The 26,728-nt window shown below is 49.4% G+C and carries 23 protein-coding genes; 14 read left to right on the top strand and 9 right to left on the bottom strand.

The window, feature by feature from the left end; all coding sequences use genetic code 11:
* Nucleotides 1–105: 105 nt before the first annotated feature.
* A complete protein-coding gene (gene nrdA, locus ACTHUF_RS00640) occupies nucleotides 106–2,385 on the bottom strand; it encodes a class 1a ribonucleoside-diphosphate reductase subunit alpha (RefSeq protein WP_440406680.1) in 2,280 nt (759 codons plus the stop codon).
* A 391-nt stretch (nucleotides 2,386–2,776) separates the two neighbouring features.
* Here nrdA and ACTHUF_RS00635 point away from each other — a divergent pair, with 391 nt between their 5' ends.
* Entirely contained in the window at nucleotides 2,777–3,109 is a 333-nt protein-coding gene (locus ACTHUF_RS00635) for a hypothetical protein (RefSeq protein ID WP_039862332.1), read from the top strand.
* A gap of 51 nt (nucleotides 3,110–3,160) precedes the next feature.
* Here the strand turns inward: ACTHUF_RS00635 and ACTHUF_RS00630 are convergent, their stop codons facing one another.
* Both ACTHUF_RS00630 and ACTHUF_RS00625 read right to left on the bottom strand, forming a co-directional pair.
* Nucleotides 3,161–3,895 carry an epoxyqueuosine reductase QueH gene (locus ACTHUF_RS00630; RefSeq protein WP_004520363.1) on the bottom strand — a complete coding sequence of 245 codons (735 nt, stop codon included), beginning with the start codon at nucleotides 3,893–3,895 and terminating at the stop codon, nucleotides 3,161–3,163.
* A 113-nt stretch (nucleotides 3,896–4,008) separates the two neighbouring features.
* Nucleotides 4,009–5,451: a patatin-like phospholipase family protein gene (locus tag ACTHUF_RS00625; RefSeq protein WP_440406678.1), complete on the bottom strand. Its 1,443-nt coding sequence runs from the start codon at nucleotides 5,449–5,451 to the stop codon at nucleotides 4,009–4,011.
* Between the two features lie 140 nt (nucleotides 5,452–5,591).
* Here ACTHUF_RS00625 and recO point away from each other — a divergent pair, with 140 nt between their 5' ends.
* The 10 genes from recO (at nucleotide 5,592) to ACTHUF_RS00575 (ending at nucleotide 17,577) form a co-directional block, all read left to right on the top strand.
* Entirely contained in the window at nucleotides 5,592–6,335 is a 744-nt protein-coding gene (recO, locus tag ACTHUF_RS00620) for a DNA repair protein RecO (RefSeq protein ID WP_107867332.1), read from the top strand.
* Nucleotides 6,336–6,403: 68 nt separating this feature from the next.
* Nucleotides 6,404–7,132 carry a pyridoxine 5'-phosphate synthase gene (gene pdxJ / locus ACTHUF_RS00615; protein WP_440406676.1) on the top strand — a complete coding sequence of 243 codons (729 nt, stop codon included), beginning with the start codon at nucleotides 6,404–6,406 and terminating at the stop codon, nucleotides 7,130–7,132.
* Between the two features lie 88 nt (nucleotides 7,133–7,220).
* Nucleotides 7,221–7,598: a holo-ACP synthase gene (gene acpS / locus ACTHUF_RS00610; protein ID WP_440406674.1), complete on the top strand. Its 378-nt coding sequence runs from the start codon at nucleotides 7,221–7,223 to the stop codon at nucleotides 7,596–7,598.
* A gap of 153 nt (nucleotides 7,599–7,751) precedes the next feature.
* A complete protein-coding gene (locus ACTHUF_RS00605; RefSeq protein WP_440407108.1) occupies nucleotides 7,752–8,552 on the top strand; it encodes an NUDIX domain-containing protein in 801 nt (266 codons plus the stop codon).
* 1 nt (nucleotide 8,553) lies between these two features.
* A complete protein-coding gene (locus ACTHUF_RS00600) occupies nucleotides 8,554–8,976 on the top strand; it encodes a hypothetical protein (RefSeq protein ID WP_440406672.1) in 423 nt (140 codons plus the stop codon).
* Nucleotides 8,977–9,740: 764 nt separating this feature from the next.
* Nucleotides 9,741–10,616: a methylisocitrate lyase gene (gene prpB, locus ACTHUF_RS00595; RefSeq protein WP_440406670.1), complete on the top strand. Its 876-nt coding sequence runs from the start codon at nucleotides 9,741–9,743 to the stop codon at nucleotides 10,614–10,616.
* A gap of 85 nt (nucleotides 10,617–10,701) precedes the next feature.
* Nucleotides 10,702–11,856, top strand: a complete 1,155-nt coding sequence (gene prpC / locus ACTHUF_RS00590) for a bifunctional 2-methylcitrate synthase/citrate synthase (protein ID WP_315094919.1) — start codon at nucleotides 10,702–10,704, stop codon at nucleotides 11,854–11,856.
* A gap of 401 nt (nucleotides 11,857–12,257) precedes the next feature.
* Nucleotides 12,258–14,864 carry a Fe/S-dependent 2-methylisocitrate dehydratase AcnD gene (acnD, locus tag ACTHUF_RS00585; protein WP_315094921.1) on the top strand — a complete coding sequence of 869 codons (2,607 nt, stop codon included), beginning with the start codon at nucleotides 12,258–12,260 and terminating at the stop codon, nucleotides 14,862–14,864.
* A gap of 116 nt (nucleotides 14,865–14,980) precedes the next feature.
* Nucleotides 14,981–16,150 (top strand): 2-methylaconitate cis-trans isomerase PrpF, encoded by a 1,170-nt coding sequence (prpF, locus tag ACTHUF_RS00580; protein WP_440406667.1) that lies wholly within the window; start codon nucleotides 14,981–14,983, stop codon nucleotides 16,148–16,150.
* A 215-nt stretch (nucleotides 16,151–16,365) separates the two neighbouring features.
* Complete coding sequence (locus ACTHUF_RS00575) at nucleotides 16,366–17,577, top strand: acetate kinase (RefSeq protein ID WP_311457626.1); 1,212 nt, start codon at nucleotides 16,366–16,368, stop codon at nucleotides 17,575–17,577.
* Between the two features lie 74 nt (nucleotides 17,578–17,651).
* Here ACTHUF_RS00575 and purM read toward each other — a convergent pair whose 3' ends face one another.
* The gene (gene purM / locus ACTHUF_RS00570) at nucleotides 17,652–18,686 is read right to left on the bottom strand and encodes a phosphoribosylformylglycinamidine cyclo-ligase (RefSeq protein ID WP_003686290.1); all 1,035 of its coding nucleotides are present in this window, start codon (nucleotides 18,684–18,686) and stop codon (nucleotides 17,652–17,654) included.
* Between the two features lie 202 nt (nucleotides 18,687–18,888).
* Between purM and ACTHUF_RS00565 the strand changes: the two genes are divergently transcribed.
* Both ACTHUF_RS00565 and ACTHUF_RS00560 read left to right on the top strand, forming a co-directional pair.
* The gene (locus ACTHUF_RS00565; RefSeq protein ID WP_440406664.1) at nucleotides 18,889–19,959 is read left to right on the top strand and encodes an AI-2E family transporter; all 1,071 of its coding nucleotides are present in this window, start codon (nucleotides 18,889–18,891) and stop codon (nucleotides 19,957–19,959) included.
* Nucleotides 19,960–20,023: 64 nt separating this feature from the next.
* Nucleotides 20,024–20,740 carry an S-methyl-5'-thioinosine phosphorylase gene (locus ACTHUF_RS00560; protein ID WP_440406662.1) on the top strand — a complete coding sequence of 239 codons (717 nt, stop codon included), beginning with the start codon at nucleotides 20,024–20,026 and terminating at the stop codon, nucleotides 20,738–20,740.
* Between the two features lie 46 nt (nucleotides 20,741–20,786).
* On the opposite strand, the gene ACTHUF_RS00555 is transcribed toward ACTHUF_RS00560, so the two are convergent.
* The 3 genes from ACTHUF_RS00555 to ACTHUF_RS00545 all read right to left on the bottom strand — a co-directional run bounded on the left by ACTHUF_RS00555 (nucleotide 20,787) and on the right by ACTHUF_RS00545 (nucleotide 23,162).
* Nucleotides 20,787–21,281: a hypothetical protein gene (locus ACTHUF_RS00555; protein ID WP_049328665.1), complete on the bottom strand. Its 495-nt coding sequence runs from the start codon at nucleotides 21,279–21,281 to the stop codon at nucleotides 20,787–20,789.
* Between the two features lie 146 nt (nucleotides 21,282–21,427).
* Nucleotides 21,428–21,862, bottom strand: a complete 435-nt coding sequence (locus ACTHUF_RS00550) for a hypothetical protein (protein WP_440406660.1) — start codon at nucleotides 21,860–21,862, stop codon at nucleotides 21,428–21,430.
* Nucleotides 21,855–23,162 carry a homoserine dehydrogenase gene (locus tag ACTHUF_RS00545; RefSeq protein WP_440406658.1) on the bottom strand — a complete coding sequence of 436 codons (1,308 nt, stop codon included), beginning with the start codon at nucleotides 23,160–23,162 and terminating at the stop codon, nucleotides 21,855–21,857. Before ACTHUF_RS00545 ends, ACTHUF_RS00550 begins: the two co-directional genes overlap by 8 nt.
* A 206-nt stretch (nucleotides 23,163–23,368) precedes the next feature.
* Between ACTHUF_RS00545 and ACTHUF_RS00540 the strand changes: the two genes are divergently transcribed.
* On the top strand, nucleotides 23,369–23,743 hold the full coding sequence (locus ACTHUF_RS00540) for an Mth938-like domain-containing protein (protein WP_440406656.1): 375 nt from the start codon (nucleotides 23,369–23,371) through the stop codon (nucleotides 23,741–23,743).
* 281 nt (nucleotides 23,744–24,024) lie between these two features.
* Here the strand turns inward: ACTHUF_RS00540 and ACTHUF_RS00535 are convergent, their stop codons facing one another.
* Both ACTHUF_RS00535 and hutW read right to left on the bottom strand, forming a co-directional pair.
* Entirely contained in the window at nucleotides 24,025–24,642 is a 618-nt protein-coding gene (locus tag ACTHUF_RS00535) for an NAD(P)H-binding protein (RefSeq protein WP_440406654.1), read from the bottom strand.
* Between the two features lie 92 nt (nucleotides 24,643–24,734).
* Nucleotides 24,735–26,555 (bottom strand): heme anaerobic degradation radical SAM methyltransferase ChuW/HutW, encoded by a 1,821-nt coding sequence (hutW, locus tag ACTHUF_RS00530; protein WP_440406652.1) that lies wholly within the window; start codon nucleotides 26,553–26,555, stop codon nucleotides 24,735–24,737.
* Nucleotides 26,556–26,728: the final 173 nt, after the last annotated feature.

Below are 26,728 nucleotides of genomic sequence, written 5' to 3'. Positions count from 1 at the left end.
ATAGCTTGATACATTGGCGTGTATCAAGCTATTTTCATTTTTTAGAAAACTTCTTATGTTCAGACGGCAGTTTAAATGCAAAAGGCCGTCTGAACTCCTTCTTTATCAAATCTTACAAGCCCCACCAGCGCAGCCGTCATCTTGAATATCGGCCTGCGTATCGTCCGCGCCGTCGCGGGTGTTATGGTAGTACAGGGTTTTGACGCCGTATTTGTAGGCGGTCAGCAGGTCTTTGAGCATTTGTTTCATGGAAACTTTGCTGCCTTCAAATTTGTTCGGGTCGTAGGCGGTATTGGCGGAAATCGATTGATCGACGAATTTTTGCATTACGCCGACGAGTTTCAGGTAGCCTTCGTTGCCGGGAAGCTGCCACAGGGTTTCGTAGGCATCTTTCAGGGTTTCAAATTCCGGTACGACTTGTTTCAAAATACCGTCTTTTGATGCTTTAACGCTGACCAGGCCGCGTGGGGGTTCGATGCCGTTGGTGGCGTTGGCAATTTGCGAGCTGGTTTCAGACGGCATGAGTGCAGTCAGGGTAGAGTTGCGCAAGCCGTATTTAACGATGTCGGCGCGCAGGCTTTCCCAGTCGTAGTGCAAAGGCTCGTTGCACACGGCGTCCAAGTCTTTTTTGTAGGTGTCGATAGGCAGTTTGCCTTGCGAATAAACGGTTTGATTGAACAGAGGGCATGCGCCGTATTCTTTGGCAAGGTTTACCGATGCTTTGAGCAGGTAATACTGCATGGCTTCAAAGGTACGGTGGGTCAGGCCGAGCGCGGAATCGTCGCTGTAACGTACGCCGTTTTTTGCCAGATAGTAGGCGTAGTTGATGACGCCGATGCCGAGTGTACGGCGGTTCATGGTTGCGGTGCGTGCTGCTGCAACCGGATAGTCTTGATAATCCAACAGGGCATCAAGTGCGCGTACGGTCAGATCGGCGAGTTCTTCCAGTTCGTCCAAGTTGTTCAACGCGCCCAAGTTGAAGGCGGACAAGGTACATAGGGCGATTTCGCCGTTCGGATCGTTGATGTTGTCCAAAGGTTTGGTCGGCAGAGCGATTTCCATGCACAAGTTGGACTGGTGCACGGGCGCGACGCGTGGATCAAAAGGGCTGTGCGTGTTGCAGTGGTCAACGTTTTGGATGTAGATACGACCGGTACCGGCGCGCTCCTGCATCAGGGTGGAGAACAGTTCTGTTGCCGGCAAAGTGCGTTTGCGGATGTTTGGATCTTGCTCGTATTGGGTGTAGAGGCGCTCGAATTCGTCTTGATCGGCGAAGAAGGCATCATACAAACCCGGAACTTCATTCGGCGAGAACAGGGTAATGTTGCCGCCTTTAATCAAGCGGGTGTACAGCAGGCGGTTGATTTGTACGCCGTAGTCCAGCTGACGGATACGGTTGTCTTCTACGCCGCGATTGTTTTTCAATACCAACAGGCTTTCGGCTTCGATATGCCACAAGGGGTAGAACAAGGTTGCCGCGCCGCCGCGTACCCCGCCTTGCGAGCAGGATTTAACGGCTGCTTGGAACATTTTGAAAAACGGAATACAGCCGGTGTGTTGCGCTTCGCCACCACGGATTTCGCTGCCCAAGCCGCGGATACGGCCGGCGTTGATGCCGATGCCCGCACGTTGGGAAACGTATTTCACAATTGCGCTGGTGGTGGCGTTGATGGAATCGAGACTGTCGTCGCATTCAATCAATACGCAGCTTGAGAATTGACGGGTAGGCGTGCGCACGCCGCTCATGATAGGCGTAGGCAGCGATACTTTGAATGTGGAAACGGCGTCGTAAAAGCGTTTGACGTAATCCAAACGGGTCTCTTTCGGATATTTACTGAAGAGACACATGGCCACCAAAATGTATAAAAATTGCGGCGTTTCATAAATTTGGCGGGTAACACGGTTTTGAACCAGATATTTGCCTTCCAGCTGTTTCACGGCAGCATAAGAGAAGGTCATATCGCGACTGTGGTCGATATAGGCGTTCAGCTCGTCGAATTCTTCGCGGCTGTAATCTTCGATGATGTGGCGATCGTATTTGCCTGCTTCGGTCAGTTTTTTAACGTGATCGTAGAGGTGAGGCGGTTCGAACTCGCCGTAAGCGATTTTGCGCAGATGGAAAATGGCGAGGCGGGCAGCCAGATATTGATAATCAGGCGTGTCTTGTGAGATCAGGTCGGCCGCGGCCTTGATGATGGTCTCATGGATGTCGTCGGTACGGATACCGTTGTAAAACTGAATATGTGATTTGAGCTCGACTTGCGATACGGAGACGTTTTGTAAGCCTTCCGCCGCCCAAGTAACAACACGGTGGATTTTGTCTAAATCGATATCTTCCAAGCGTCCGTCGCGTTTGGTTACTTTAATATTCGTTGCTGCATTCATTATTCAGTCTTCCCATTAAAAAACACAAGATACGGTATTTGATTGCTTTGAACGGCACAATATAATGTATTTTTCTTTGTTTAACTAGACTTGACAATGCGCTTTTTTCGGGGGTTGATTAAAGAGGGGAATGGCTCAGGCTAGGTTTTATGTGGGTTTGTGGCGGTCAGGCATTATTTTGTGTTTGCATCACATTTGTTTAAAATTTTTCTAGAGGCTTATGAAATAAAGAAATTTATATTCAGGTTTCGTCTAAATGGAAGGAGTGTTAAATTTTGCAAAGCAAGTAGTATGATGTAGTAATTAACCACATTTTTGTCATGTAAAAAATGGGCGTTTTGCCGGTGCCCTGGCGAAACATATAATGGAAAAACTATTTAGGAGGCGAATCATGTTAATGTTGAAAAATTTAGGTTCCGCACTGACGGCGGTTGCCGTATTGAGCTTGGGTACTTATTCTGCCGAAGTTGCGGCCAAACCGCATGGCCATCATGTGAGCAAACACCAGCAGGCAAAGAAAAACAAATTGCATCCTGCTTGTAAGAGATACCTTGAGCGCCGTGCCGCTTGGTATCGCTACAAAGGCAATAAGGCCGAGTTGAGGGAAAACCGTAAAGCGGCAAAAGCGTTCCGCGGTTTGTCTTATGCCGAGCAAAAAATTCAATGCCAAGCTGCTTATCAGGCATTTGATGATTTTGATCACGGCAAATTCCGCCGCCGTTAATCGTCTGATTTAAACAAAGGCCGTCTGAATGTTTCAGACGGCCTTTGATATTTATTTCTCAACAATGATTTTGTTTTCGGCTTGAGGCTCGTATTGGGTGGATTCATCACCGTAATACAACACGCCCAGCTTGATGGGGATGCGGCCTTGCGATTTGCGGTGGGCATTGGAGTCACGCAGGGAGTAGGCGCAACCGCAATATTCTTGTTGGTAGAAATGCTCGCGCTTGCTGATTTCAATCATGCGTGCGCTGCCGCCGCCTTTGCGCCAGTTGAAATCCCAATAAACCAAGTCATCGTACGGCTCGGCAGCGCGATGGCCGCAGCCGTTAATTTGTTTCATGTCTTTCCAGCGTGAAATGCCCAGTGAGCTGGTGAAGACATGAAAGCCGTTTTCATGGGCGTATTGCGCCGCTTTTTCAAAACGCATGTCGAAACACATGGTGCAGCGGATACCGCGTTCGGGTTCGAATTCCATGCCTTTGGCTTTGGCGAACCATTCTTTACGGTCGTTTTCGTAGTCATCGTCTTTATCGACAAAAGGGATGCCAAATTTGTCCGCAAAGCGCATATTTTCTTCTTTGCGCAACATATATTCTTTGTGTGGATGGATATTGGGGTTGTAAAAATAAATGGTGTATTCGATGCCGCTGGCAAGCATGGCTTCCATCACTTCGCCGGAACATGGGGCGCAGCAGGAATGCAGCAGGACTTTTTTATGGCCGCCGGGCGGAACGAGAATAGGGCGGTCAATATCGGTAACGATAGGCGTGGTTTTTTCGGTCATGGTTGTATTCTGTTTTTGATATTTTTTCAGACGGCCTTTATCTCTGAGGCCGTCTGAAGGGGTTGAAATCTATTTGTCTATTTTAACAGAGCAATACTTTATGGAACAGTTTGTTACTGCTTTTTCTTTTCGTTCAATGGCTTGAACTCTTGTTCATCCAGAGGCGGGGCTGCGAAGATGGTGTCTGGATTGGGGTGTGCCGCAAATTCTGCCAGCAGGTTGCGATAGTCCAGCGACTGCTTCATCAGTTCGGCCGCGGCGGTGCGCAGGTTGTCCACATCTTCTGGTGGCAGATAAAAACTGGTCGGAATGTTCAATACTTTTTCCCTCAACTCGGAAGGAGGGAGGTCTTTGAGGTTGAGGCTGACGAAGGAGAAGCTGATGCCGTCGGTTTGTTTGTCTTTATTCCACTGATCGACGAAGGCACGGAAACGGCGCAGGGATTCTTGCGAGTTTTGGTCAATGGGGATATTGACGATGGAGGAGACGACGTCGCGGAAACCGGGAACGGCCGCAGTTTTGTCCAAATTGCTGCTGACTTGGTTTTGCGCATTGACGTTGATGACGACGATATGGCGGATGTTGTTTTGCAGGATTTTGTTTGTCAGGATTTTTTCCGGGTACATTTCCGTCATATCCAAAAGGCTACGCATACCCAGATTGTCGGTCAGGCCGCCGTCTATCAGGTGGATGTAGGGTCGGTTTTTCCCGTCTGCGTATTTTTGGAAGCGCTCGTAAAATTCTTTTATGGTGCGGCTTTGTTGTCTGCCTGTTTCGCTGTCGTCTGCATCTTCGATTTTGATCGGCGGCGTGTAGTTGCAGCGTCCGCCGTTGTTGTTTAGGGTGATCGGTGCAAAGACCATGGAGACGGAACTGGATGCGGCGACGGCGCGGGCAAGTCGCAAGTCGCCCAAGTCGATACACATCGGGTCGAAATATTCCTGCGTGAAATTGAAACGCTCGCCTATGCCCATATCGGTGGCGGAAATGATGGCAAACGGGCCCTTGGCATTTTTTTCCAAATCGCGGAAAGTGGTTTTGCCGAAAAGGTAGTTTTCAAACTGCTCCTGCAACAGATCGCCGCGTCCGTATTCAGGCGAGGCCAGTCGGGGCAGGTTGGACATGGAAAACGCTTGTTTGACGACTTGGCGTTGGAAGTTTTGGTGTAGGAAACGTTTATAAAACAAGGGAATGGTTTCTTCGCCCTTGAGTGCAAAATAAGCTGCCAAAACCGAGCCGCCGGATACGCCGACCACTACATCGACATTCGACATCAAAGACTGTTTTTTGCCTCCGATAGTAATCTGCTGCTTATGAAGCTGCTCCAACACGCCATAACCCAAGGCCGCCGCGCGCGTACCACCGCCGGAGAACATCAACACAATAAGCGTATCGTCTTCGTCGTTGCGCTGAAGCCGGCTGGTTTCAAAGCGGTAGCCGCGTTGCAGGTCGACCGTATCAATACCGGCGATAGGTTGATATTTTACCAGCGAGCAGGCGGATAATAGGGCTGCGGAGAGCAGGGAAAGGGCGGATTTAAAAGGGAATTTCGGCATAAACACAGGAAAGTCGGTTATTCATTCAAAACGGATTATAAAGGTTTTCAGACGGCCTTTATAGAAGGTAGACTTTCAGACGGCCTTTTTGCATCGATTTTCCGTTATAATCGACACAATCTTTATCTTTCCAAACCCTTATGGCGCAACCAAACCGCATCAACCACGAACCTATCTTTCTGCTTGCCTCCGCCCCGTGGCGCGAGAGCAGCTTGTGGGTGGAGGCTTTCAGCCGCCGTTATGGGCGGGTGGCTTTGTTGGCCAGAAGCGCACGCAAACGGCAGAGCGAGTTGCGCGGCGTGTTGGTGCCGTTTGTGCCGGTGAGCGCGTCTTGGTATGGCTCGCAAGAGTTGAAGACCCTGCATCGCGCCGAATGGATAGGCGGTTGGCCGCAGCCGCAGGGCAGGGCTTTGTTCAGCGGATTGTATGTGAACGAGTTGATGCTGAAATTGACCGTCCGCGAAGATCCGTTGCCCGAGCTTTACGATGTTTTGGCGGAAACCATGAAAACCATTTGTTGCGAGGCCAACCACATTGCCGCTTTGCGCCGTTTTGAATGGATGCTGTTGACACGCTTGGGCTTTGCCCCCGATTTGTTCCATGACGGCAACGGCAATGAAATCAATGGCGAAGAAACGTATTGGCTCACACCTGAAGAGGCTGTGGTTCCCCTGGCCGAGGCCGACCGTTTCTATGCGCTTAATAAGGGCGTTGCCGTATTGGGCGCGACGTTAATCGATTTGAGGGAAGGTAGTTTCGTTCATCAGGAAAGTCTGGGGCAGGCTTTGAAAGTAACGCGACTTTTGATTGACAACCTTCTCCCCGAGGGCATCAAGTCTCGGCAGGTTTTGCAACAGTTGCAGCAGTTTGGTTTGGGCAGTTGAATTTTTCAGACGGCCTGTGAATATGAGCAGGCTCAGGCCGTCTGAAACTTTAAAGAAAGGACATTATTATGTTGTTAGGTGTAAACATCGACCATATTGCCACCGTCCGCAATGCGCGCGGTACGATTTATCCCAGCCCTGTCGAGGCGGCGCTGATTGCGGAAACCCACGGCGCAGATTTGATTACCATGCACTTGCGTGAAGACCGCCGCCATATTAAAGATGCGGACGTGTTTGCTGTTAAAAACGCCATCCGCACGCGCCTGAATTTAGAAATGGCACTGACGGAAGAAATGCTGGAAAACGCGCTCAACGTGATGCCGGAAGATGTGTGCATCGTGCCTGAAAAACGCCAAGAAGTAACCACAGAAGGCGGTTTGGACGTATTGGCGCAACAGGATAAAGTGGCCGAGTTCACCAAAATCCTGACCGACGCTGGCATCCGCGTGTCCTTGTTTATCGATGCCGACAACGCGCAAATCCAAGCCGCTTATGATGTCGGCGCACCCGTTATCGAGTTGCACACCGGTGCGTATGCCGATGCACACGGCCACGCCGAGCAGATGAAACAATTCGAGCGCATTCAAAACGGTGCGCATTACGCCAGCGATTTGGGTTTGGTCGTCAATGCCGGACACGGCCTGACCATTCACAACGTTACGCCGATTGCTCAAATTCTCGCCATCCGTGAGTTGAACATCGGTCATTCGCTGATTTCCCAAGCACTCTTCCTCGGCTTGCCAGAAGCGGTCCGCCAAATGAAGGAAGTCATGTTCAGAGCCAGAATGCTGCCTTAAGGGCATCAGTCATACCGGCTAAGGCAATTTGCTTTGACCGGTAGCCGCATTTTCAGACGGCCTGACTATTTACACAAGGAGCAGACCCATGATTTACGGAATAGGCACGGATATTGTTTCCCTCAAACGCATTATCCGCCTGAACAAAAAATTCGGAATGGCATTTGCGCAACGCATTCTCAGTCCGGAAGAGCTGTTGGAGTTTCCGCAGGCAGGCAAACCGGTCAACTATCTTGCCAAACGCTTTGCCGCCAAGGAGGCTTTTGCCAAAGCCGTCGGGACGGGCATACGCGGCGTGGTGTCCTTCCGCAATATCGGTGTCGGGCATGACGCATTGGGCAAGCCTGAATTGTTTTTTGCACCGGCTTTGAGCAAATGGCTGGAAGAGCAGGGCATCCGCGGCTGTCATTTGAGCATGAGCGATGAAGAAGATACCGTCATGGCTTTTGTCATTGCGGAAAAATAAGGCCATTTAAGTATTCTGGAATAGAACATCCTTTTCAGACGGCCTGAAGGGTTAGATATTTGTTGAAGGTCGGGCGTATAAGCCCGACATCGTTTTTTTTACGCACAAATCGGCAGGTATCACTGCCTGCCGCATATTAAGAATAATCTCATGATGACTGAAGACACACGTCCATTGGTGCAGGTGGTTGCCGGAATTTTGCTCGACAAAAACGGCCGCTACCTGCTCAGTTCCCGCCCGGAGGGTAAACCGTATGCCGGTTATTGGGAATTTGCCGGCGGCAAGGTTGAGGTAGGCGAAAGCGATTTTCAAGCCTTGCAACGCGAGTTTGAAGAAGAACTCGGTATCCGTATCCTTGCCGCTACGCCGTGGCTGACTAAAGTCCATTCCTACGAACACGCACATGTACGCCTGCATTTTTTATGGGTGGAAGCCGACCAATGGACGGGCGAAATCCAATCGAGGGAAGGGCAGAAATGGGCATGGCAAAAGGCAGGGGATTTTACCGTTGCGCCGATGCTGCCTGCCAATAGCGCATTGTTACGCTCCCTATCCATTCCGCGCCGGCTTCAAGGCCGTCTGAAAAGCGGCTTCAGTGGTCAAAACAGTATGGGCGAATATCATGTTGCGCCATATGGATTGGCTCATCAAACCGCATCTGCCGTATTGCTGGAATTTGCCGATTGGCAACAAGGCAAGCTGCAAGAAGCGTCCGGCGTGTGGCCAATCATTGAAAATGCTGAACAATGGCGGCAGGTGCAAAATGCGGATGCCGTTGTTTGGAAAGTGGCTGACGAAGCGGCTGCCGGGCAAGTTGCCGATATTTTGGCGCAAGGCGTGGCGATGCCGCTGATTGTGGCAGCTCCGGAAAGTCTGGTTTCCATTTATCGCGAACAGTGGCAGAGCATGGGTGCGCATGCCGTTTTGACCGATAATGACATTGAGGCCGTCTGAAATGAGTAAAAATCAAAAGCTTTTGATTGCCGCTGTTTTACTGATTGTGTTTGCGGCGGCCAAACTGCTGCTCTTGGATTGGTGGCAGCAACAGCAATCAAAAACAAAAGTAGTCGAATGTAATTTAATACAGGGCTGCGTCCTGCCTGACGGTTCAAAAGTGCGTGCAACATCCATCAATGCGCACGAGCCGTTTGATATCGTGATAGAGAATGTTCCGCAAAATACGGGCGCGGTCAGTATCAGTTTCAGTATGAAAAACATGGACATGGGCTTCAACCGCTATAATCTGGCGCAACGATCTCCGCAAAGCTGGCAGGCTTTGCAAATCCGCTTGCCGTTTTGTGTCGAGGGCCGCCATGATTACACTGCCGATATTACCGTCGGCAAACAGACTTTTCAGACGGCATTTAGCGCGAAGTAGCCATCCGATAGAGGCCGTCTAAACGGCCATAAGCTAAAAAAATCTAATTTTTTTGATAACGTATTTAAAAATACCTTATAAATGAATCAATTATAAATTATTTTTTGATGGATTGTTTACAATCATTCTGACTATAAACCAAAAATACAAAACGGACAGAAGCCAGGCTACATCAGGGTTTGATGTAGCAGGGACTGTCCGTTTTTTATGTTTGTTGCTAAAGAATCATTTATTAGTAACTGAATTTTTTATAAAATTTTTGAAAAAAGTGTTTGACAAGACCTGTTTTATTTTTTAAATTTGTTTCCATAAATAAAAACTACATCGCACTACAAAGGAACATCATCATGAATCTGTATCAAACCACTCTCTCTTGTTATAGATTTTCTCCCCTCTCCGCCGATCCCGTCGTCGTCTGCTTATTGCCAGTCGCGGCGGTCTGAAGGCTCTCAACCCGAATCCAGTTTCCGCATTTCCACAAACACTTCGGGTTTTAAAACTTCTTGTCCCCGTTTACATTCATATACTGATTAATAATACTTAAAAAACAAATACCTCCGCTTCAGCCTTATTGTATTCAATAGTTTTGATAACTATTTGTTTTTATTAATTTTAAATTTTTAGATGGTTGATAATGGAAATTTTACAGGCCGTCTGAAAACAGTTTTTGAAACGATTGTTTCTTTTTAAACGGTTCGTTTCTGGTTTGGAGAAAACCGAGCCGTCCGATTGATACTGATAAAAGTCTATAAAGGAGAAATATGATGAGCCAACACTCTGCCGGAGCGCGTTTCCGTCAAGCCGTGAAAGAATCGAATCCTCTTGCCGTCGTCGGTTGCGTCAATGCTTATTTTGCGCGATTGGCCACCCAAAGCGGTTTCAAGGCGATTTATCTGTCCGGCGGTGGCGTGGCAGCCTGTTCTTGCGGTATCCCTGATTTGGGCATTACCACAATGGAAGATGTGCTGATCGATGCGCGGCGGATTACGGACAATGTGGATACGCCTTTGCTGGTAGACATTGATGTGGGTTGGGGCGGGGCATTCAATATCGCGCGTACGATTCGCAACTTTGAACGCGCCGGCGTTGCAGCGGTTCACATCGAAGATCAGGTAGCGCAAAAACGCTGCGGTCATCGTCCGAACAAAGCCATTGTTTCTAAAGATGAAATGGTCGACCGTATCAAAGCTGCCGTCGATGCGCGCATTGATGAGAACTTCGTGATTATGGCGCGTACCGATGCGCTGGCGGTGGAAGGTTTGGATGCCGCCATCGAATGCGCCCAAGCTTGCGTGGAAGCTGGTGCAGACATGATTTTCCCTGAAGCCATGACCGATTTGAAAATGTACCGCCAATTTGCAGATGCAGTGAAAGTACCTGTATTGGCCAACATTACCGAATTTGGTGCAACGCCGCTTTATACCCAAAGCGAGCTGGCTGAAAACGGTGTATCGCTGGTGCTGTATCCGTTGTCATCGTTCCGCGCCGCAAGCAAAGCCGCTCTGAATGTTTATGAGGCGATTATGCGCGACGGCACTCAGGCGGCGGTGGTAGATACCATGCAAACCCGTGCCGAGCTGTACGAGCATCTGAACTATCATGCCTTCGAGCAAAAACTGGATAAATTGTTTCAAAAATGATTAACCGCTTTCAGACGGCCTTTCAGCAAATCCGCATTGGCCGTCTGAAAAAATAAAACCCATAAAAATACAAAGGAGAAATACCATGACTGCAACTACGCAAACCCCGACTTTCAAACCTAAAAAATCCGTTGCGCTTTCCGGCGTTGCGGCCGGTAATACCGAATTGTGTACCGTCGGCCGTACCGGCAATGATTTGAGCTATCGCGGTTACGACATCTTGGACTTGGCACAAAAATGCGAGTTTGAAGAAGTCGCCCACCTGCTGATTCACGGCCATCTGCCCAACAAATTCGAGTTGGCCGCTTATAAAACCAAGCTCAAATCCATGCGCGGCCTGCCTATCCGTGTGATTAAAGTGTTGGAAAGCCTGCCTGCACATACCCATCCGATGGATGTGATGCGTACCGGCGTATCCATGCTGGGCTGTGTTCATCCCGAACGCGAAAGCCATCCGGAAAGTGAAGCGCGCGACATCGCCGACAAACTGATTGCCAGCCTCGGCAGCATCTTGTTGTATTGGTATCAATATTCGCACAACGGCAGACGCATTGACGTTGAAAGCGACGAAGACACCATCGGCGGCCATTTCCTGCACCTGTTGCACGGCAAACGCCCAAGCGAATCACACATCAAAGCCATGCACGTTTCACTGATTCTGTATGCGGAGCATGAGTTCAACGCCTCCACCTTCACCGCCCGCGTGATTGCCGGTACAGGCTCTGATATGTACTCCAGCATTACCGGTGCAATCGGCGCGTTGAAAGGTCCGAAACACGGCGGTGCGAACGAGGTGGCTTACGATATTCAAAAACGCTACCGCAATGCCGACGAAGCCGAAGCCGACATCCGCGAACGCATCGGCCGCAAAGAAATCGTGATTGGTTTCGGCCATCCGGTTTACACCATTTCCGACCCTCGCAACGTTGTCATTAAAGAAGTGGCACGCGGTTTGAGCAAAGAAACCGGCGATATGCGCCTCTTTGACATTGCCGAACGCTTGGAGAGCGTGATGTGGGAAGAGAAAAAAATGTTCCCGAATTTGGACTGGTTCTCCGCCGTTTCCTACCAAAAATTGGGCGTACCGACCGCTATGTTCACACCGCTGTTCGTAATTTCCCGTACAACCGGTTGGAGTGCACACGTTCTCGAGCAACGCAAAGACGGCAAAATCATCCGTCCGAGCGCAAACTACACAGGCCCTGAAGATTTGGCATTCGTGGAGATTGAAAACCGCTAATACGCGTAACAGCAGGGTGGGCCGCCAGCCCGCCCCATCTCGAAATGCCGTTTGAAAACAATGAATAAATTAAGTTTTCGTTTTTCGACGGCCTAGTGCAGTATGCGAGAGAGAGAGCCGGCCGTTTGGAAAACATGCTGCTCTGCTGTCGTCATTCCCATACAGGCAGAAATTCAAAAGTTGAAATGTTCTGCTGTAAAGAGTGCTGAAAAATTTAAGTTTGGATTTCCGTCTATACGGGAATGATGGTAGCGGAGCAGCAATTTTTTTTCATACCGCGAATAGATTTCAGACAACAAGCAATAAAACAGAATTTATGGTTTCAGACGGCCTTAAGGTCCGAATCAACAGGCCGTCTGAAACCCAAAACCAAAAAAAGAATAGATTTTAGGAGAACCGACATGACTGCCAACCAACGCTACCGCAAAGCTTTACCCGGTACGGATTTGGAATATTACGACGCGCGTCAGGCGTGTGAAGACATCAAACCAGGCTCTTACGACAAGCTGCCTTATACAAGCCGTATCTTGGCTGAGAACTTGGTCAACCGCGCAGACAAAGTCGACCTGCCTACGCTGCAAAGCTGGTTGGGTCAGCTGATTGAGGGAAAACAGGAAATCGACTTCCCTTGGTATCCGGCGCGCGTGGTGTGTCACGATATTCTGGGTCAGACAGCGTTGGTGGATTTGGCAGGCCTGCGCGATGCGATTGCTGAAAAAGGCGGCGATCCTGCCAAAGTGAATCCTGTGGTGCAAACCCAGCTCATCGTCGACCACTCTTTGGCCGTTGAATGCGGCGGCTACGACCCCGATGCCTTCCGCAAAAACCGCGAAATCGAAGACCGGCGTAACGAAGACCGTTTCCACTTTATCAACTGGACAAAAACCGCCTTTGAAAATGTGGACGTGATTCCGGCGGGCAACGGCATTATGCACCAAATCAACTTGGAAAAAATGTCGCCCGTCGTCCAAGTCAAAAACGGTGTGGCGTTCCCCGACACCTGCGTCGGTACAGACTCCCATACGCCGCACGTCGATTCATTGGGCGTGATTTCCGTAGGCGTAGGCGGTTTGGAAGCCGAAACCGTGATGTTGGGTCGTGCCTCCATGATGCGCCTGCCTGATATCGTCGGCGTTGAGCTGACCGGCAAACGCCAGCCGGGCATTACTGCCACCGACATCGTGTTGGCACTGACCGAATTCTTGCGTAAAGAGCGCGTGGTTGGCGCATTTGTCGAGTTTTTCGGTGAAGGTGCAAGAAGCCTGTCGATCGGCGACCGCGCAACCATTTCCAACATGACGCCGGAGTTCGGCGCGACTGCCGCGATGTTCGCTATTGATGAGCAAACCATTGATTATTTGAAATTGACCGGACGCGACGACGCACAAGTGAAATTGGTAGAAATCTACGCCAAAACCGCAGGCTTGTGGGCAGATGCCTTGAAAACCGCCGTTTATCCGCGCGTATTGAAATTTGATTTGAGCAGCGTAACGCGCAATATGGCAGGCCCGAGCAACCCGCACGCGCGTTTTGCCACCGTCGATTTGACGGCAAAAGGGCTGGCGAAGCCTTACGAAGAGCCTTCAGACGGCCAAATGCCTGACGGAGCAGTGATTATTGCTGCGATTACTTCCTGTACCAATACTTCCAATCCGCGCAACGTTGTCGCCGCCGCGCTCTTGGCACGCAATGCCAACCGTCTTGGATTGAAACGCAAACCTTGGGTGAAATCTTCGTTTGCCCCGGGTTCAAAAGTAGCCGAAATCTATTTGAAAGAAGCAGGTTTGTTGCCTGAAATGGAAAAACTCGGCTTCGGTATCGTCGCCTTCGCCTGCACCACCTGTAACGGCATGAGCGGCGCGCTGGATCCGAAAATCCAGAAAGAAATTATCGACCGCGATTTGTACGCCACCGCCGTATTGTCGGGCAACCGCAACTTCGACGGCCGCATCCACCCGTATGCGAAACAGGCTTTCCTCGCTTCGCCCCCGTTGGTCGTTGCCTACGCGCTGGCAGGCAGCATCCGTTTCGATATTGAAAACGACGTACTCGGCATTTCAGACGGCCGCGAAATCCGCCTGAAAGATATCTGGCCGACCGACGAAGAAATCGATGCCGTCGTTGCCGAATATGTGAAACCGCAGCAGTTCCGCGACGTGTATGTACCGATGTTCGACACCGGCAAAGCGCAAAAAGCCCCGAGCCCGCTATACGACTGGCGTCCGATGTCCACCTACATCCGCCGCCCACCTTACTGGGAAGGCGCATTGGCAGGGGAACGCACATTAAGAGGTATGCGTCCGCTGGCGATTTTGCCCGACAACATCACCACCGACCACATTTCGCCCTCCAATGCGATTTTGGCGGCGAGTGCGGCAGGCGAATATCTGGCGAAAATGGGTTTGCCCGAAGAAGACTTCAATTCCTACGCCACCCACCGCGGAGACCACCTCACCGCCCAACGCGCTACCTTCGCCAATCCGAAACTGTTTAACGAAATGGTGAGAAACGAAGACGGCAGCGTACGCCAAGGTTCGCTCGCCCGCGTTGAACCCGAAGGCCAAACCATGCGCATGTGGGAAGCCATCGAAACCTATATGAACCGCAAACAGCCGCTCATCATCATCGCCGGCGCGGACTACGGACAAGGCTCCAGCCGGGACTGGGCGGCGAAGGGCGTACGGTTGGCGGGCGTGGAAGCGATTGTTGCCGAAGGCTTCGAGCGTATCCACCGCACCAACTTGATCGGTATGGGCGTGTTGCCGTTGCAGTTCAAACCGGGTACCAACCGCCACACCCTGCAACTGGACGGTACGGAAACCTACGACGTTGTTGGCGAACGTACACCGCGCTGCGACCTGACCCTCGTGATTCATCGTAAAAACGGCGAAACCGTTGAAGTTCCGGTTACCTGCCGTCTCGATACCGCAGAAGAAGTATTAGTATATGAAGCCGGTGGCGTGTTGCAACGCTTCGCACAAGACTTCTTAGAAGGAAATGCAGCGTAAGGTAAATCGGGCATAGTTAAAATGTCCGGGCTACGCTAAAAAAGGTTTTCAGACGGCCTCGAATGTTTGAGAGGCCGTCTGAAAAAACCATACTAAAATACAAAGGAGAACCCGAAATGCCGCAAATTAAAATTCCAGCCGTTTACTACCGCGGCGGTACATCTAAAGGCATTTTCTTCAAACGCACCGATCTGCCGGCCGCTGCGCAGGAAGCAGGCGAGGCACGCGACAAAATCCTCTTGCGCGTACTCGGCAGTCCCGACCCTTACGGCAAACAGATAGACGGTTTGGGCAACGCTAGTTCGTCCACCAGTAAAGCCGTGATTTTGGACAAATCCGAACGCGCCGATCACGATGTCGATTATTTGTTCGGACAAGTTTCCATCGACAAACCTTTCGTTGATTGGAGCGGCAACTGCGGCAATCTGACCGCCGCCGTGGGCGCATTTGCCATCGAGCAAGGTTTGGTCGATAAATCCAAAATCCCTTCAGACGGCCTGTGTACCGTCAAAATCTGGCAGAAAAACATCGGCAAAACCATTATTGCCCATGTACCGATGCAAAACGGCACAGTTTTGGAAACAGGCGATTTTGAGCTTGACGGCGTAACGTTCCCGGCAGCCGAAGTACAAATCGAATTTTTAGATCCGGCCGACGGCGAAGGCAGTATGTTCCCAACCGGCAATTTGGTTGATGAAATTGATGTGCCGAATATAGGCCGTCTGAAAGCCACGCTTATCAATGCCGGTATTCCAACCATTTTCCTGAATGCCGCAGATTTGGGCTACACAGGCAAAGAGTTGCAAGACGACATCAACAACGATGCCACGGCACTGGAAAAATTTGAAACCATCCGCGCATATGGCGCGCTGAAAATGGGCTTGATCAGCGATGTATCCGAAGCCGCCACCCGCGCCCATACTCCGAAAGTCGCTTTTGTCGCCCCTGCGGCCGATTACACCGCTTCAAGCGGCAAAACCGTCAAAGCTACCGACATCGATTTATTGGTACGCGCACTGAGCATGGGCAAATTGCACCACGCCATGATGGGCACCGCTTCAGTTGCCATCGCTACCGCCGCCGCCGTGCCAGGTACGCTGGTCAACCTTGCAGCCGGAGGAGGAGCGCGTAAAGAAGTTCGTTTCGGCCATCCGTCAGGTACGCTGCGTGTCGGTGCAGCCGCCGAATGTCAGGACGGACAATGGACAGCCACCAAAGCGGTTATGAGCCGTAGCGCACGCGTGATTATGGAAGGACAAGTCCGAGTGCCGGAAGATTGCTTTTAAGTTTTCAGACGGCCGCAGCCTTAAACAAGGCCGTCTGAAAACCAAATAAGCAAATTTTAGTCAGGTAGCGATACCTGCAATGGAGATTAGGGTTGGGCATGAAGCCTGACTAAACACCAAACCAAAGGCAATCTGGAAAGCTCTCAAATGTTCGTGCTCTTTTCAGATGGCCTGAAGCCAAAAAAAAACAATCAAAAATTCAAAGGAGAAACACCATGTCCAACCAACTCATTCTTGTGCTGAACTGCGGCAGCTCTTCGCTCAAAGGTGCCGTTATCGACCGTAAAAACGGTAAAGTTCTCTTAAGCTGTCTCGGAGAACGTTTGGGTACGCCCGAAGCAGTCATTACGTTCAGCAAAGACGGCAAAAAATGCCAAACAGCCTTGACCGGGCGTAACGATCATGCCGGTGCCGTAGGTATGCTGTTGAAAGAGCTTGAAAAACACGGCCTGCACGACCGCATTAAAGCCATCGGCCACCGCATTGCCCACGGCGGCGAAAAATACAGCGAATCTGTTTTGATCGACCAAGCAGTAATGGACGAACTCAATGCCTGCATTCCGCTCGCTCCGCTGCATAACCCTGCCAATATCAACGGTATTTTGGCTGCGCAAGAGCACTTCCCGGGCCTGCCCAATGTCGGCGTGATGGATACTTCGTTCCACCAAACCATGCCGGAGCGCGCCTACACTTACGCCGTTCCACGCGAATTGCGTAAAAAATACGCTTTCCGCCGCTACGGTTTCCACGGTACCAGTATGCGTTACGTTGCCCCTGAAGCCGCACGCATCTTGGGCAAACCGCTGGAAGACATCCGTATGATTATTGCCCACTTAGGCAACGGCGCATCCATTACCGCCATTAAAAACGGCAAATCCGTTGACACCAGTATGGGCTTCACGCCGATCGAAGGTTTGGTAATGGGTACACGTTGCGGCGACATCGATCCGGGCGTATACAGCTATCTGACTTCCCATGCTGGTTTGGATGTTGCCCAAGTTGATGAAATGTTGAACAAAAAATCAGGATTGCTCGGTATTTCTGAACTTTCCAACGACTGCCGCTCTTTGGAAATCGCGGCGGACGAAGGTCATGAAGGCGCACGTTTGGCTTTGGAAGTAATGACTTACCGCCTTGCCAAATACATTGCTTCGATGGCTGTGGCTTGTGGCGGCGTTGACGCACTCGTGTTTACCGGCGGTATCGGCGAAAACTCGCGTAACATCCGTGCCAAAACCGTTTCCTATCTTGATTTCTTGGGTCTACACATCGACACCAAAGCCAATATGGAAAAACGCTACGGCAATTCAGGCATTATCAGCCCGACCGATTCCTCTCCGGCTGTTTTGGTCGTTCCAACCAATGAAGAGCTGATGATTGCCCACGATACGGCTCAGTTGGCCGGCTTTATGGAAGAAGCAGGCTAGGGCGAAGATTCCCCTAAATCATAAACAATAAAAAGTGCGGATTCATCATCCGCACTTTTTTAATTACAACTCAATCAAGCCACTTGGGTTTGATGTTCGTCGCCGTTGCGCTCACGAACAGCGCCCAAACGGTAAACGGTTTCGCCTTGTTCGCTTAAGAATGCTTGTACCGCATCGGCATCTTCTTTGGCAATGATAACGACCATACCAATACCGCAGTTGAAGGTACGGTACATTTCTTGGGTTTCCACATTGCCTGCTTTTTGCAGCCATTGGAACAGTTTAGGCAATTCCCACGCTTTGGCATCGATTTGTGCGACGGTATTTTCAGGCAAAACGCGAGGTACGTTTTCGGTAATGCCGCCGCCGGTAATATGGGCCATGCCTTTAATGGTAAATTTTTCCAAAGCGGCAAGGATAGGTTTCACATACAGGCGGGTAGGGGCGATGATGGCTTCGCGCAAGGTTTTGCCGTTGTCGAATTCCGCGTCCAAATCGGGATTGTCGCGCTCGATGATTTTGCGTACCAAAGAGTAGCCGTTGGAGTGTGCGCCGTTGGAAGCCAAGCCCAAAACAACGTCTCCGGCCTGAATACTACGGCCGTTAATCACGCGTTCTTTTTCAACCACGCCGACGGCAAAACCGGCCAAGTCGTATTCGCCTTCGGGATACATGCCCGGCATTTCGGCAGTTTCACCGCCAATCAAAGCGCAACCGGATTCTTCGCAACCTTGGGCAATACCTTTAATCACATCAGTCGCGCGGGCAACGTCCAGCTTGCCGCAAGCGAAATAGTCCAAGAAGAACAAAGGTTCTGCACCTTGAACCAAAATATCGTTGACGCTCATGGCAACCAAATCGATGCCGACGGTATCGTGTTTGTCCCAGTCGAATGCCAGTTTCAGCTTGGTGCCGACACCGTCCGTACCGGAAACCAATACCGGATTTTTGTATTTTTTGCCGATTTCGACCAAAGCGCCGAAACCGCCCAAATCACCCAACACTTCAGGGCGCATAGTACGCTTGGCAAAAGGTTTGATGTTTTCGACCAGTTGATCGCCTGCGTCGATATCCACGCCTGCGTCACGATAGCTCAAAGAAGTGCTCATTGGATTTCCTTATTCGGGTATGGGTAGATTGTCGGAGCGTATTTTATCTTAAATTAGAGGATTCAGGCTGAATTTTTTGGCGTTATTGTTAACAATTTTATTTTGCCTTGATTGGTGCCGCACTTTCAGACGGCCTTTGTGAATCTGTTATACTGCTTATTTATTTTGAAAACCTTAAACATTAATTGGGAAATACCTTTTTATGTATCAAAAGAAAGAGCGTGGCGCAAAACCGTGGGTAATTATGGCTTGCGTCGTTGCAGCCTTTATTTGGCTTTTATATGCCTTGGGCGATGTTTTGACGCCGTTTATCGTGGCCGCCGTTTTGGCCTATGTTTTGAATCCCTTGGTCGAATGGCTGCAATTGAAGCGTATCCGCCGCGCACCGGCCTCCATGATTATTATGGCGTTTGCCTTGCTGGTATTGCTGTCGTTAGTGCTGATTATTGTGCCTATGTTGTTGAACCAGTTTAACAATCTGGCCGAACGCCTGCCGCAAATCGTGGGCTTTGTTCAAAACAAACTGCTGCCGTGGCTCAACAGCGTCAGCGGGGATTATATTCAAATCGATCAAGAATCGATTATTGCATGGTTGCAGTCGCATACGGATGAGTTGAGCAATACGCTCAAAGCATGGATTCCCACCTTGATGCGTCAGAGCGGCAACGTGATCAGCGGCGTCAGCAATTTGGTATTGCTGCCTTTACTGCTGTATTACTTCTTGTTGGATTGGAAACGCTGGTCTTCCGGAATCAGCAAACTGGTTCCACGCCGTTTTATCGAGACCTACACGCGTATCAGCAGCAATATGGACGAAGTATTGGGCGAATTTCTGCGCGGTCAGCTGATGGTTATGCTGATTATGGGTTTAATCTATGGCTTGGGCTTGATGCTGGTCGGTTTGGATTCCGGTTTTGCCATCGGTATGATTGCCGGTATTTTGGTGTTTATTCCGTATTTGGGCGCATTTACCGGCCTTTTGCTGGCCACAGTTGCCGCGCTTTTGCAGTTCAACACATGGCAGGACTTGTTGATGGTCTGGGCCGTGTTCGGTGTCGGACAATTCTTGGAAAGCTTTTTCATTACGCCTAAAATCGTTGGTGACCGCATTGGTTTGTCTCCGTTCTGGGTAATTTTCTCGTTGATGGCTTTCGGGCAACTGATGGGCTTCGTTGGTATGCTTGCCGGCCTGCCGCTTGCCGCCGTTACGCTGGTTCTGTTGCGTGAAGGTGCATCTGCTTATTTCGGCAGCCATTTCTACAAACATAAATAAATCGATCATTAAGGCCGTCTGAAATGCAAGTTTCAGACGGCCATTAATAACAAAGGAAGTCTATATGTTAGCCATCATCGGCGGCAGCGGCTTGACCAAACTGCCAGAGCTCGAAATTACCGAACGAAAAATCGTCCGCACTCCATACGGCTTAACCAGCAGCCCTATTTTATTCGGCAGGTTGGGGCGTTTGGACATTGTTTTCCTTGCCCGACACGGCTTCAGCCATACCATCGCGCCGCATGAAATCAACTACCGCGCCAATATCTGGGCGCTACACTCTTTAGGCGTAGAAAACATCATTGCCATTTCTTCAGTCGTCGGCATCAATCCTGATTTTGAAAACGGCAGCCTGGTATTGCCGGACGATTTGATCGACTATACCTATGGCCGTAAAGATACTTTTTTTGAAGGCCAAGAATGTCCGGTTGTCCATACTGATTTTTTCAACCCTTATTGCGATGAATTGCGACAAGAATTATTGAATATCACGAAAGCGCACAATGTGCCGATTTACGACTCAGCCGTTTATGGCTGCCTGCAAGGCCCGCGCCGTCCAACCCGCGCAGAAATCGCCCGTTATCGCCGCGATGGCGTAGATGTACTCGGGATGACCGGTATGCCAGAAGCCGTTTTGGCCAGGGAACTAAAAATGGCCTATGCCCACTTTTGCAGCGTCAGCAGTATTGATTGTTTTGATAGCGTAGTAGGGAATGCGGGCTGTGATGAACAGACTTCTATTGCGATGACGAAAATCCGACAATTATTGAATGGTTTGTAACTGATAATGCCGTCTGAAATGATGTTTTCAGACGGCATTGTTTTATTTAAGAAGCCGTTTCACGCGCCCAATGGGGTAGGGAGGCTTTTTGTTTGCGGAACGAGGCAAGTTGCATGCCCCGACATTTTTCAAAAATCAATTCGACCCCGCTTTGTAGTTGCAAAATTAAGTTGGTATGCGTTTCCGTTTTAATAAAATCGATATTGCGTTGCACCAAGCGTTGAATGACGGCATATACATCAAGGCAGCCATTTGCAAAAAACCACGGATTCAACTTTACCCAACGGCCGCCGCTTAAGGCAGCATCAGGCTGAAAATCAGCACGAATCTGTGTCAGCCGATTATCGGAGAAATGCAGCTCGATATCGCCATAAAGCCAAATATTCCAGCCTTTTTGTACCAACAAGCCTTTAGGGACGCAATCAGGCGCAGGGAACATCTGCAAAATAGACTCCGCAGATTGTCCGATTTCCAAATAATCAAATCGGCCGGTATACAAAAAATCATAAATATCAACGGCAATAGGAAAGTGGTAACGCATGGCAATAACCATAGAAAAGCAATTAACCAAGCTATCTTAAACTTAAAATATAATGAAATCAATTCTTATTACTATTTATTCAATATAAGAAAGGCCGTCTGGAATTTCAGACGGCCTTGTAGCTTTGATTTAAACCGATACTTGGTTTACTCAGCCTTTAAATCAGCCACGCATTGCTTATCGCGTGCCTCAAAAGCTTCCGCGCCACCCAAGAGCTTGAGTTGCTCCTCAGGGCTGATTTTGCCGAAGTTTCGGATTTGCTCGTCAGAGAGTTTGCTCAAAGGCTGATCCCACATGCAGACACAATAGTCTTGAGCCAATTTCTCGTTTTGCGCATCCAAACCTTTTGCTTTCAAATCAGCTTGCCATTTTTCAGCAAAAGGAATGTTTTTCACGCAAGATTCCACCACATTTTGTTTCATCTGCGGCTTGTTCATGGCGCATTGTGAGAGCAGGGCGGTCAGAGCCAGCAAAGACAAAATTACCCATGCCCAAATGCGGATGGTACGGATTTTTGCCTTGGCTTTCTTTCTAGCCGCCAGTTGTTCTTCAGACGGCCTGTCTGTTTGTTGCTCAGTCATGCAGGCTTTCCATGCGGATCATGGTGATCGGAGCATCTACGCAGCTCAGTGCCTCAATCGCTGCGATAGCACGTTTGACATTACGTTCCACAGTTGTGTGAGTCAAAATCACGATTTCGGCAGTACTTTGATCAATCACACCTTTTTGAATCAAAGCCTCGATAGAAACATTTTCTTTAGCCAAGAGGGCGGCAATTTGACCCAAAGTACCCGGCTCGTCGGTTGCTTGAACGCGCAGATAGTAGCCGCTGGTAATTTCATCCATAGGCAGAATATTTTGCGCTCGAACTTGTGAAGGTTGGAATGCCAAGTGAGGGACACGGTGGTCAGTTCCTGCTTCAATCAGACGGGCAATATCAATAATATCGGCAACCACGGCAGAAGCAGTCGGCAATGCACCGGCGCCTGCACCATAATACAAGGTTTCACCAACCATATCGGCATTGACACGGACGGCATTCATCACACCGTTTACATTAGCCAACAGACGGCTTTCAGGAATCAGAGTAGGGTGTACGCGCAACTCAATGCCTTTGTCGGTTTTACGGGTAATGCCCAACAATTTGATACGGTAGCCGAGTTCTTCAGCATATTTGATGTCGCGGCTGTCGAGTTTGCTGATGCCCTCCAGATAGCAGGCAGAAAAGTTCATCGGCGTACCAAATGCCAATGCACTCATAATCGTAATTTTATGGCCGGCATCATGACCTTCGATATCAAAAGTAGGATCAGCTTCAGCATAGCCCAAAGCCTGAGCTTCTTTCAGTACGTCTGCAAACGCACTGCCTTTTTCGCGCATTTCAGTCAGAATGAAGTTGCTGGTACCATTAATAATACCGGCGATACTGCGAATTTGGTTCGCAGCCAAACCTTCACGCAAAGCCTTGATAATGGGGATCCCGCCGGCAACAGCAGCTTCAAACTGCACCATGACATTTTTTTCTTCCGCCAAAGGGAAAATTTCATTGCCGTATTCAGCCAGCAGTTTTTTATTGGCAGTAACAATGTGTTTGCCGTTTTCAATCGCTTTCAATACCGCATCTTTGGCAATACCGGTACCGCCAAACAATTCAACAACAACATCAACATCTTGATGTTGAACCAGCTCAAACGGATCTTTGATAAAAGCAGCATTCGGGCAAATTTGTTTGGCTTTTTCTTCGCTCAAATCGCAAACAGCAGAAATACGGACTTCACGTCCCAAACGGCGGCTGATTTCCGCAGCATTGTCCTGCAATACAGTAGCCGTACCGCCACCGACTGTACCCAAACCTAAAAGACCGATATTTACTGGCTTCATTGTGTCTCCTTTTGAGCCGATACTTTAAAATAATCACGAAAAACCAAGGCTTGTTATAATCGCTTGCAATCGTCAATTCAGAGCAAAACATCAATGCACAAGGTCAAACATTGAATCCTACCTGATATTGCTTGATTTTGCACCTTTTTTTGCAAGTTTCCAGAGGCCGTCTGAAAAATTGTTCCGCCATAAAAACAGGAATTACCATGAAAATTACAGAAAACCATCTCGCCGAAGCCACATCATTTTTTTCACCCTCGCAAGGTGTATTGCAAATTGGTGAACAAACATACTCAAAACCTATTTGCTGGCAAGATGGCAAAATTAGCATCATTCCTCAAGCGACCATCGGAGAATTAAACGAACAAATTTTTTTATCTGCAATTGAAGCAGCAGAAAACCGTCCTGAAGTCATCATTATCGGTACCGGAGCGAAACAACAATTCATACATCCCAAAATTGCCGCAGCCTTATCAGCCTACGGAATCGGCTTCGAATGCATGAACACAGCTTCAGCTTGCCGAACTTTAGTTTTACTGCAAGGCGAAGGCCGAAGCACATGGGCTTGGTTGTGGCTATAAGTGAATTGTAGAAAAGCCTTTTGATCAATCAGTCTAGATTCGCATAATTTATATTATGTTAAATTCATAATACTAGTATTTTAGCCTGCTAACTCCTGTTTTGCTCAGTAGTTCAATCACTTACAGAATTCAAAAGTAAAAGGTCGTCTGAAATTTTTCAGACGGCCTTTTATTTATATCTCCCAGTCTTTTCTCAGCAAATCCTTTATTGTTTGATCGGCTGCTAATCAATTACCTACTCCAACTTTAACAATGGAAAGTGGGCAATCTACTCAATCCGTTTATGCCGTACCAACGCTATACGTTTCGCACTTGCTGTCCGCTTGGCCGACAATAGCAGCAACGGCGGCGGCCAAGCCGTTGCGCGTCATGTATTTTTGTGGAATTTCTTGGGCGTTTTGTGTCAAGGTATAGGCATTACTTTCGCCATCGGCAAGGCCGCAGGGGCGTAAAATGGTCCAATTTAAACCGCTTTTTTTGAGATAGATTTCGGCTTCTGTTTTGGCGCGAACAGCTTCGCCGAGTGCTTGTTTGAACGGCTCGCTCATTATGTTCCATTGTTCGCCGCAACCCATGCTGGTAATCAGTACAAAGCGGGCTTGCGGATTGGCGGCTTTCGTAGCGGCAATAATGTTGATATTGCCCAACGCATCGCTGCGGATGCCCTCTTCGTTTTTACCACCGACAAAACTGATCACGGTATCGGGACGGTATTGTGCCAACGCTTTATCGAGTGCGTCGGCATCAAGTGCATCGGCGACGATGGTTTGAATATTGTGTTCGGCAAAAAAGCTGTCTTCAGACGGCTTTCTCAATATGGCGACGGCATCGGCTGAATTGGTCAATGTACGGATATAGGCGCGGCCGGATGGGCCGTTGGCTCCGAAGATGAGTTGCATGTTTGGGGTTCCTTTGTATGGTAGATGTTTGTTGTTAGAAAATCCGCTCCTCTATGCAACAAGGAACGGATTATCAGGCCGTCTGAAACCGTTTAAGCGGCATCAAACAATTTGCGCATGGCTTCGATTTGGTGTTGTTTCAACTCGCCTGCTTCATCGCGGCCGACAAAAATTTTAAACATGGCGCCGCCGTTGCGGTTGATAAAGTTGAGCGAGCAAGTAGCTTTACCCATAAACGGGCGTTCCAAAAGGTAGATGGAGGCGCAGTTTTCGTAATAGATATGACCGTGTACGCCGCCGTCGGTTTCGGGATGGTCAAAATTGTAGAAACCGCGGCCGACTTTGCCGCCGGGCAGTTTGCCGCTGACTTCGACGATGGCGTCGGGGGTGTGGGCGATGAAGGTAACGGATTCATCCCATGCTGCGATGGCTTGGAGAATTTCGACAATGCGGCTGCCTTCGGTTTGGCGCACGTTCTCTTCAGGCAGGCAGCGGATAACGTCTTCAAAACTGCATTGGTTTTGCGCGGCCAGCATTTCCAGCACTTGGCCGGGATTTTTTTCTAATGATTGGCGCAACATGGTTTGTTGTTCGGCTGAAAGTTTTTGCATGGTTTGATCCTTTTCTTGAGTCGGAAGAGTGAGCATGAGTTTGCGGATAAGGGTGGGCGACCAATAACGGCCGCTGGTATTCAAACGGATCAGGCCGTCTGAATCGGGTTCTTTAAAAAGCTGCATTTCCTGCCATTGGGCAATCAGCTTTTGCGCTGCTTTGTTGCCGTCGAACAATGATGGATTCAGACGGCCTGTTTCAATATCGTGCTGGACTTTGCTGAGAAGTGCTTTATTTGGGCTATGACCGCTCATAAATGCGATGTTTTTCTCGCCTTTCGGCGTGGCAAGATAGCTCTCTAAATCGCCCTGCACCTGATAGCTGAAACCGCCGAAGTTACCACCGGCGCCGGAGCCGAACGCCAAACAGGAAATATCGGATTTGATCAGGGTATTGTAGCGGTTGCGTTCGCCGCGGCCGGGATAGGCGAAGTGGCTGTTACTGACCTGTTCCCAGCCTTTTTCCAGCAGTGTTTCAACCGTGTAGGCATATTGGTCTGCCTGAATATCGAAACCCGGTGGTGTCGGAAATGCACCTTTTTCAATCATGCGGTTGATAGGCAGCATGGGATAAAGGTTGAACGCGTATGTATCCAAACCGGACAGCGGCAGCTCGGCGGCGCGGGCAATATCGTTTTGCCAAACTTCATCGGTTTGATTGGGTAAGCCGAACATCAAATCGGCCACAATCACGGCATCGAGTTCGCACAATTTTGCCAAATATTCAAACGCCTCGTCGCCACTGTGTTTACGGCCAAGACGGCGGCGGATGGCGGTATTGAAGGTTTGCACGCCGATGGAAATGCGGTTGGCCCCGGCTTCGAGACAAGCCTGTACTTTTTCCAAATCGAAATGGCTCATGCGCCCTTCGATGGTGAACTCGCAGTCTTCGGCAAGCGGCAGATATTGGTAGCAGGCACGAATCAGGCGGACGAGGTCTTCCGTAAGCAACGCGGTCGGCGTACCGCCCCCGAAATAAACGGCTCGGATTTTGCCCTTGCCTGTACGAACTTCGGCTTCAGCGGCCATTTCTTCGATAATTTTGTCGGTGTACACGCTGCTTTGGCTGTCCTTCCACGCATTACGGTAGAAGCCGCAAAAAACGCAATGGTTGGCGCAAAATGGAATATGCAGATAAGCAAGCGCATCCACATCGGTGGCATGGGGAAGCTTTTTCTTCCAAATGTTCTGCCACTGGGGACGCGGCATTGGAACGCCGCCCCAAACGGGCATTAATGCCTGACGTTCGGGAAATGCCTTGGGCGCGGATTGTTTCGGAGTCCAAACAAGCTGCTGTACCATGATAGTGATTAATAAAAATTATTAATAAGATTTATATATTAAATAACCATCATCATTTTCTTGTCAATATTTTTGTGTAATTAAAAATCAGTATTATTTTAAAATATTGTATTCTATAAATAATAAAATATATTTCTATTTGATGAAAATCGGCATTTTACTTGTGAAATGCG

This window comes from Neisseria sp. P0024.S006, from assembly GCF_051956595.1.
Taxonomy (GTDB): domain Bacteria; phylum Pseudomonadota; class Gammaproteobacteria; order Burkholderiales; family Neisseriaceae; genus Neisseria.
The sequence above is the reverse complement of the archived record's forward strand: the minus strand, read 5'-3'. Positions and strand labels throughout refer to the sequence as shown.

Bases quoted from the DNA above. Each gene is read 5' to 3' on its own strand.
- nrdA (WP_440406680.1), bottom strand. From the start codon at position 2,385: ATGAATGCAGCAACGAATATTAAAGTAACCAAACGCGACGGACGCTTG.
- ACTHUF_RS00635 (WP_039862332.1), top strand. From the start codon at position 2,777: ATGTTAATGTTGAAAAATTTAGGTTCCGCACTGACGGCGGTTGCCGTA.
- ACTHUF_RS00630 (WP_004520363.1), bottom strand. From the start codon at position 3,895: ATGACCGAAAAAACCACGCCTATCGTTACCGATATTGACCGCCCTATT.
- ACTHUF_RS00625 (WP_440406678.1), bottom strand. From the start codon at position 5,451: ATGCCGAAATTCCCTTTTAAATCCGCCCTTTCCCTGCTCTCCGCAGCC.
- recO (WP_107867332.1), top strand. From the start codon at position 5,592: ATGGCGCAACCAAACCGCATCAACCACGAACCTATCTTTCTGCTTGCC.
- pdxJ (WP_440406676.1), top strand. From the start codon at position 6,404: ATGTTGTTAGGTGTAAACATCGACCATATTGCCACCGTCCGCAATGCG.
- acpS (WP_440406674.1), top strand. From the start codon at position 7,221: ATGATTTACGGAATAGGCACGGATATTGTTTCCCTCAAACGCATTATC.
- ACTHUF_RS00605 (WP_440407108.1), top strand. From the start codon at position 7,752: ATGACTGAAGACACACGTCCATTGGTGCAGGTGGTTGCCGGAATTTTG.
- ACTHUF_RS00600 (WP_440406672.1), top strand. From the start codon at position 8,554: ATGAGTAAAAATCAAAAGCTTTTGATTGCCGCTGTTTTACTGATTGTG.
- prpB (WP_440406670.1), top strand. From the start codon at position 9,741: ATGAGCCAACACTCTGCCGGAGCGCGTTTCCGTCAAGCCGTGAAAGAA.
- prpC (WP_315094919.1), top strand. From the start codon at position 10,702: ATGACTGCAACTACGCAAACCCCGACTTTCAAACCTAAAAAATCCGTT.
- acnD (WP_315094921.1), top strand. From the start codon at position 12,258: ATGACTGCCAACCAACGCTACCGCAAAGCTTTACCCGGTACGGATTTG.
- prpF (WP_440406667.1), top strand. From the start codon at position 14,981: ATGCCGCAAATTAAAATTCCAGCCGTTTACTACCGCGGCGGTACATCT.
- ACTHUF_RS00575 (WP_311457626.1), top strand. From the start codon at position 16,366: ATGTCCAACCAACTCATTCTTGTGCTGAACTGCGGCAGCTCTTCGCTC.
- purM (WP_003686290.1), bottom strand. From the start codon at position 18,686: ATGAGCACTTCTTTGAGCTATCGTGACGCAGGCGTGGATATCGACGCA.
- ACTHUF_RS00565 (WP_440406664.1), top strand. From the start codon at position 18,889: ATGTATCAAAAGAAAGAGCGTGGCGCAAAACCGTGGGTAATTATGGCT.
- ACTHUF_RS00560 (WP_440406662.1), top strand. From the start codon at position 20,024: ATGTTAGCCATCATCGGCGGCAGCGGCTTGACCAAACTGCCAGAGCTC.
- ACTHUF_RS00555 (WP_049328665.1), bottom strand. From the start codon at position 21,281: ATGCGTTACCACTTTCCTATTGCCGTTGATATTTATGATTTTTTGTAT.
- ACTHUF_RS00550 (WP_440406660.1), bottom strand. From the start codon at position 21,862: ATGACTGAGCAACAAACAGACAGGCCGTCTGAAGAACAACTGGCGGCT.
- ACTHUF_RS00545 (WP_440406658.1), bottom strand. From the start codon at position 23,162: ATGAAGCCAGTAAATATCGGTCTTTTAGGTTTGGGTACAGTCGGTGGC.
- ACTHUF_RS00540 (WP_440406656.1), top strand. From the start codon at position 23,369: ATGAAAATTACAGAAAACCATCTCGCCGAAGCCACATCATTTTTTTCA.
- ACTHUF_RS00535 (WP_440406654.1), bottom strand. From the start codon at position 24,642: ATGCAACTCATCTTCGGAGCCAACGGCCCATCCGGCCGCGCCTATATC.
- hutW (WP_440406652.1), bottom strand. From the start codon at position 26,555: ATGGTACAGCAGCTTGTTTGGACTCCGAAACAATCCGCGCCCAAGGCA.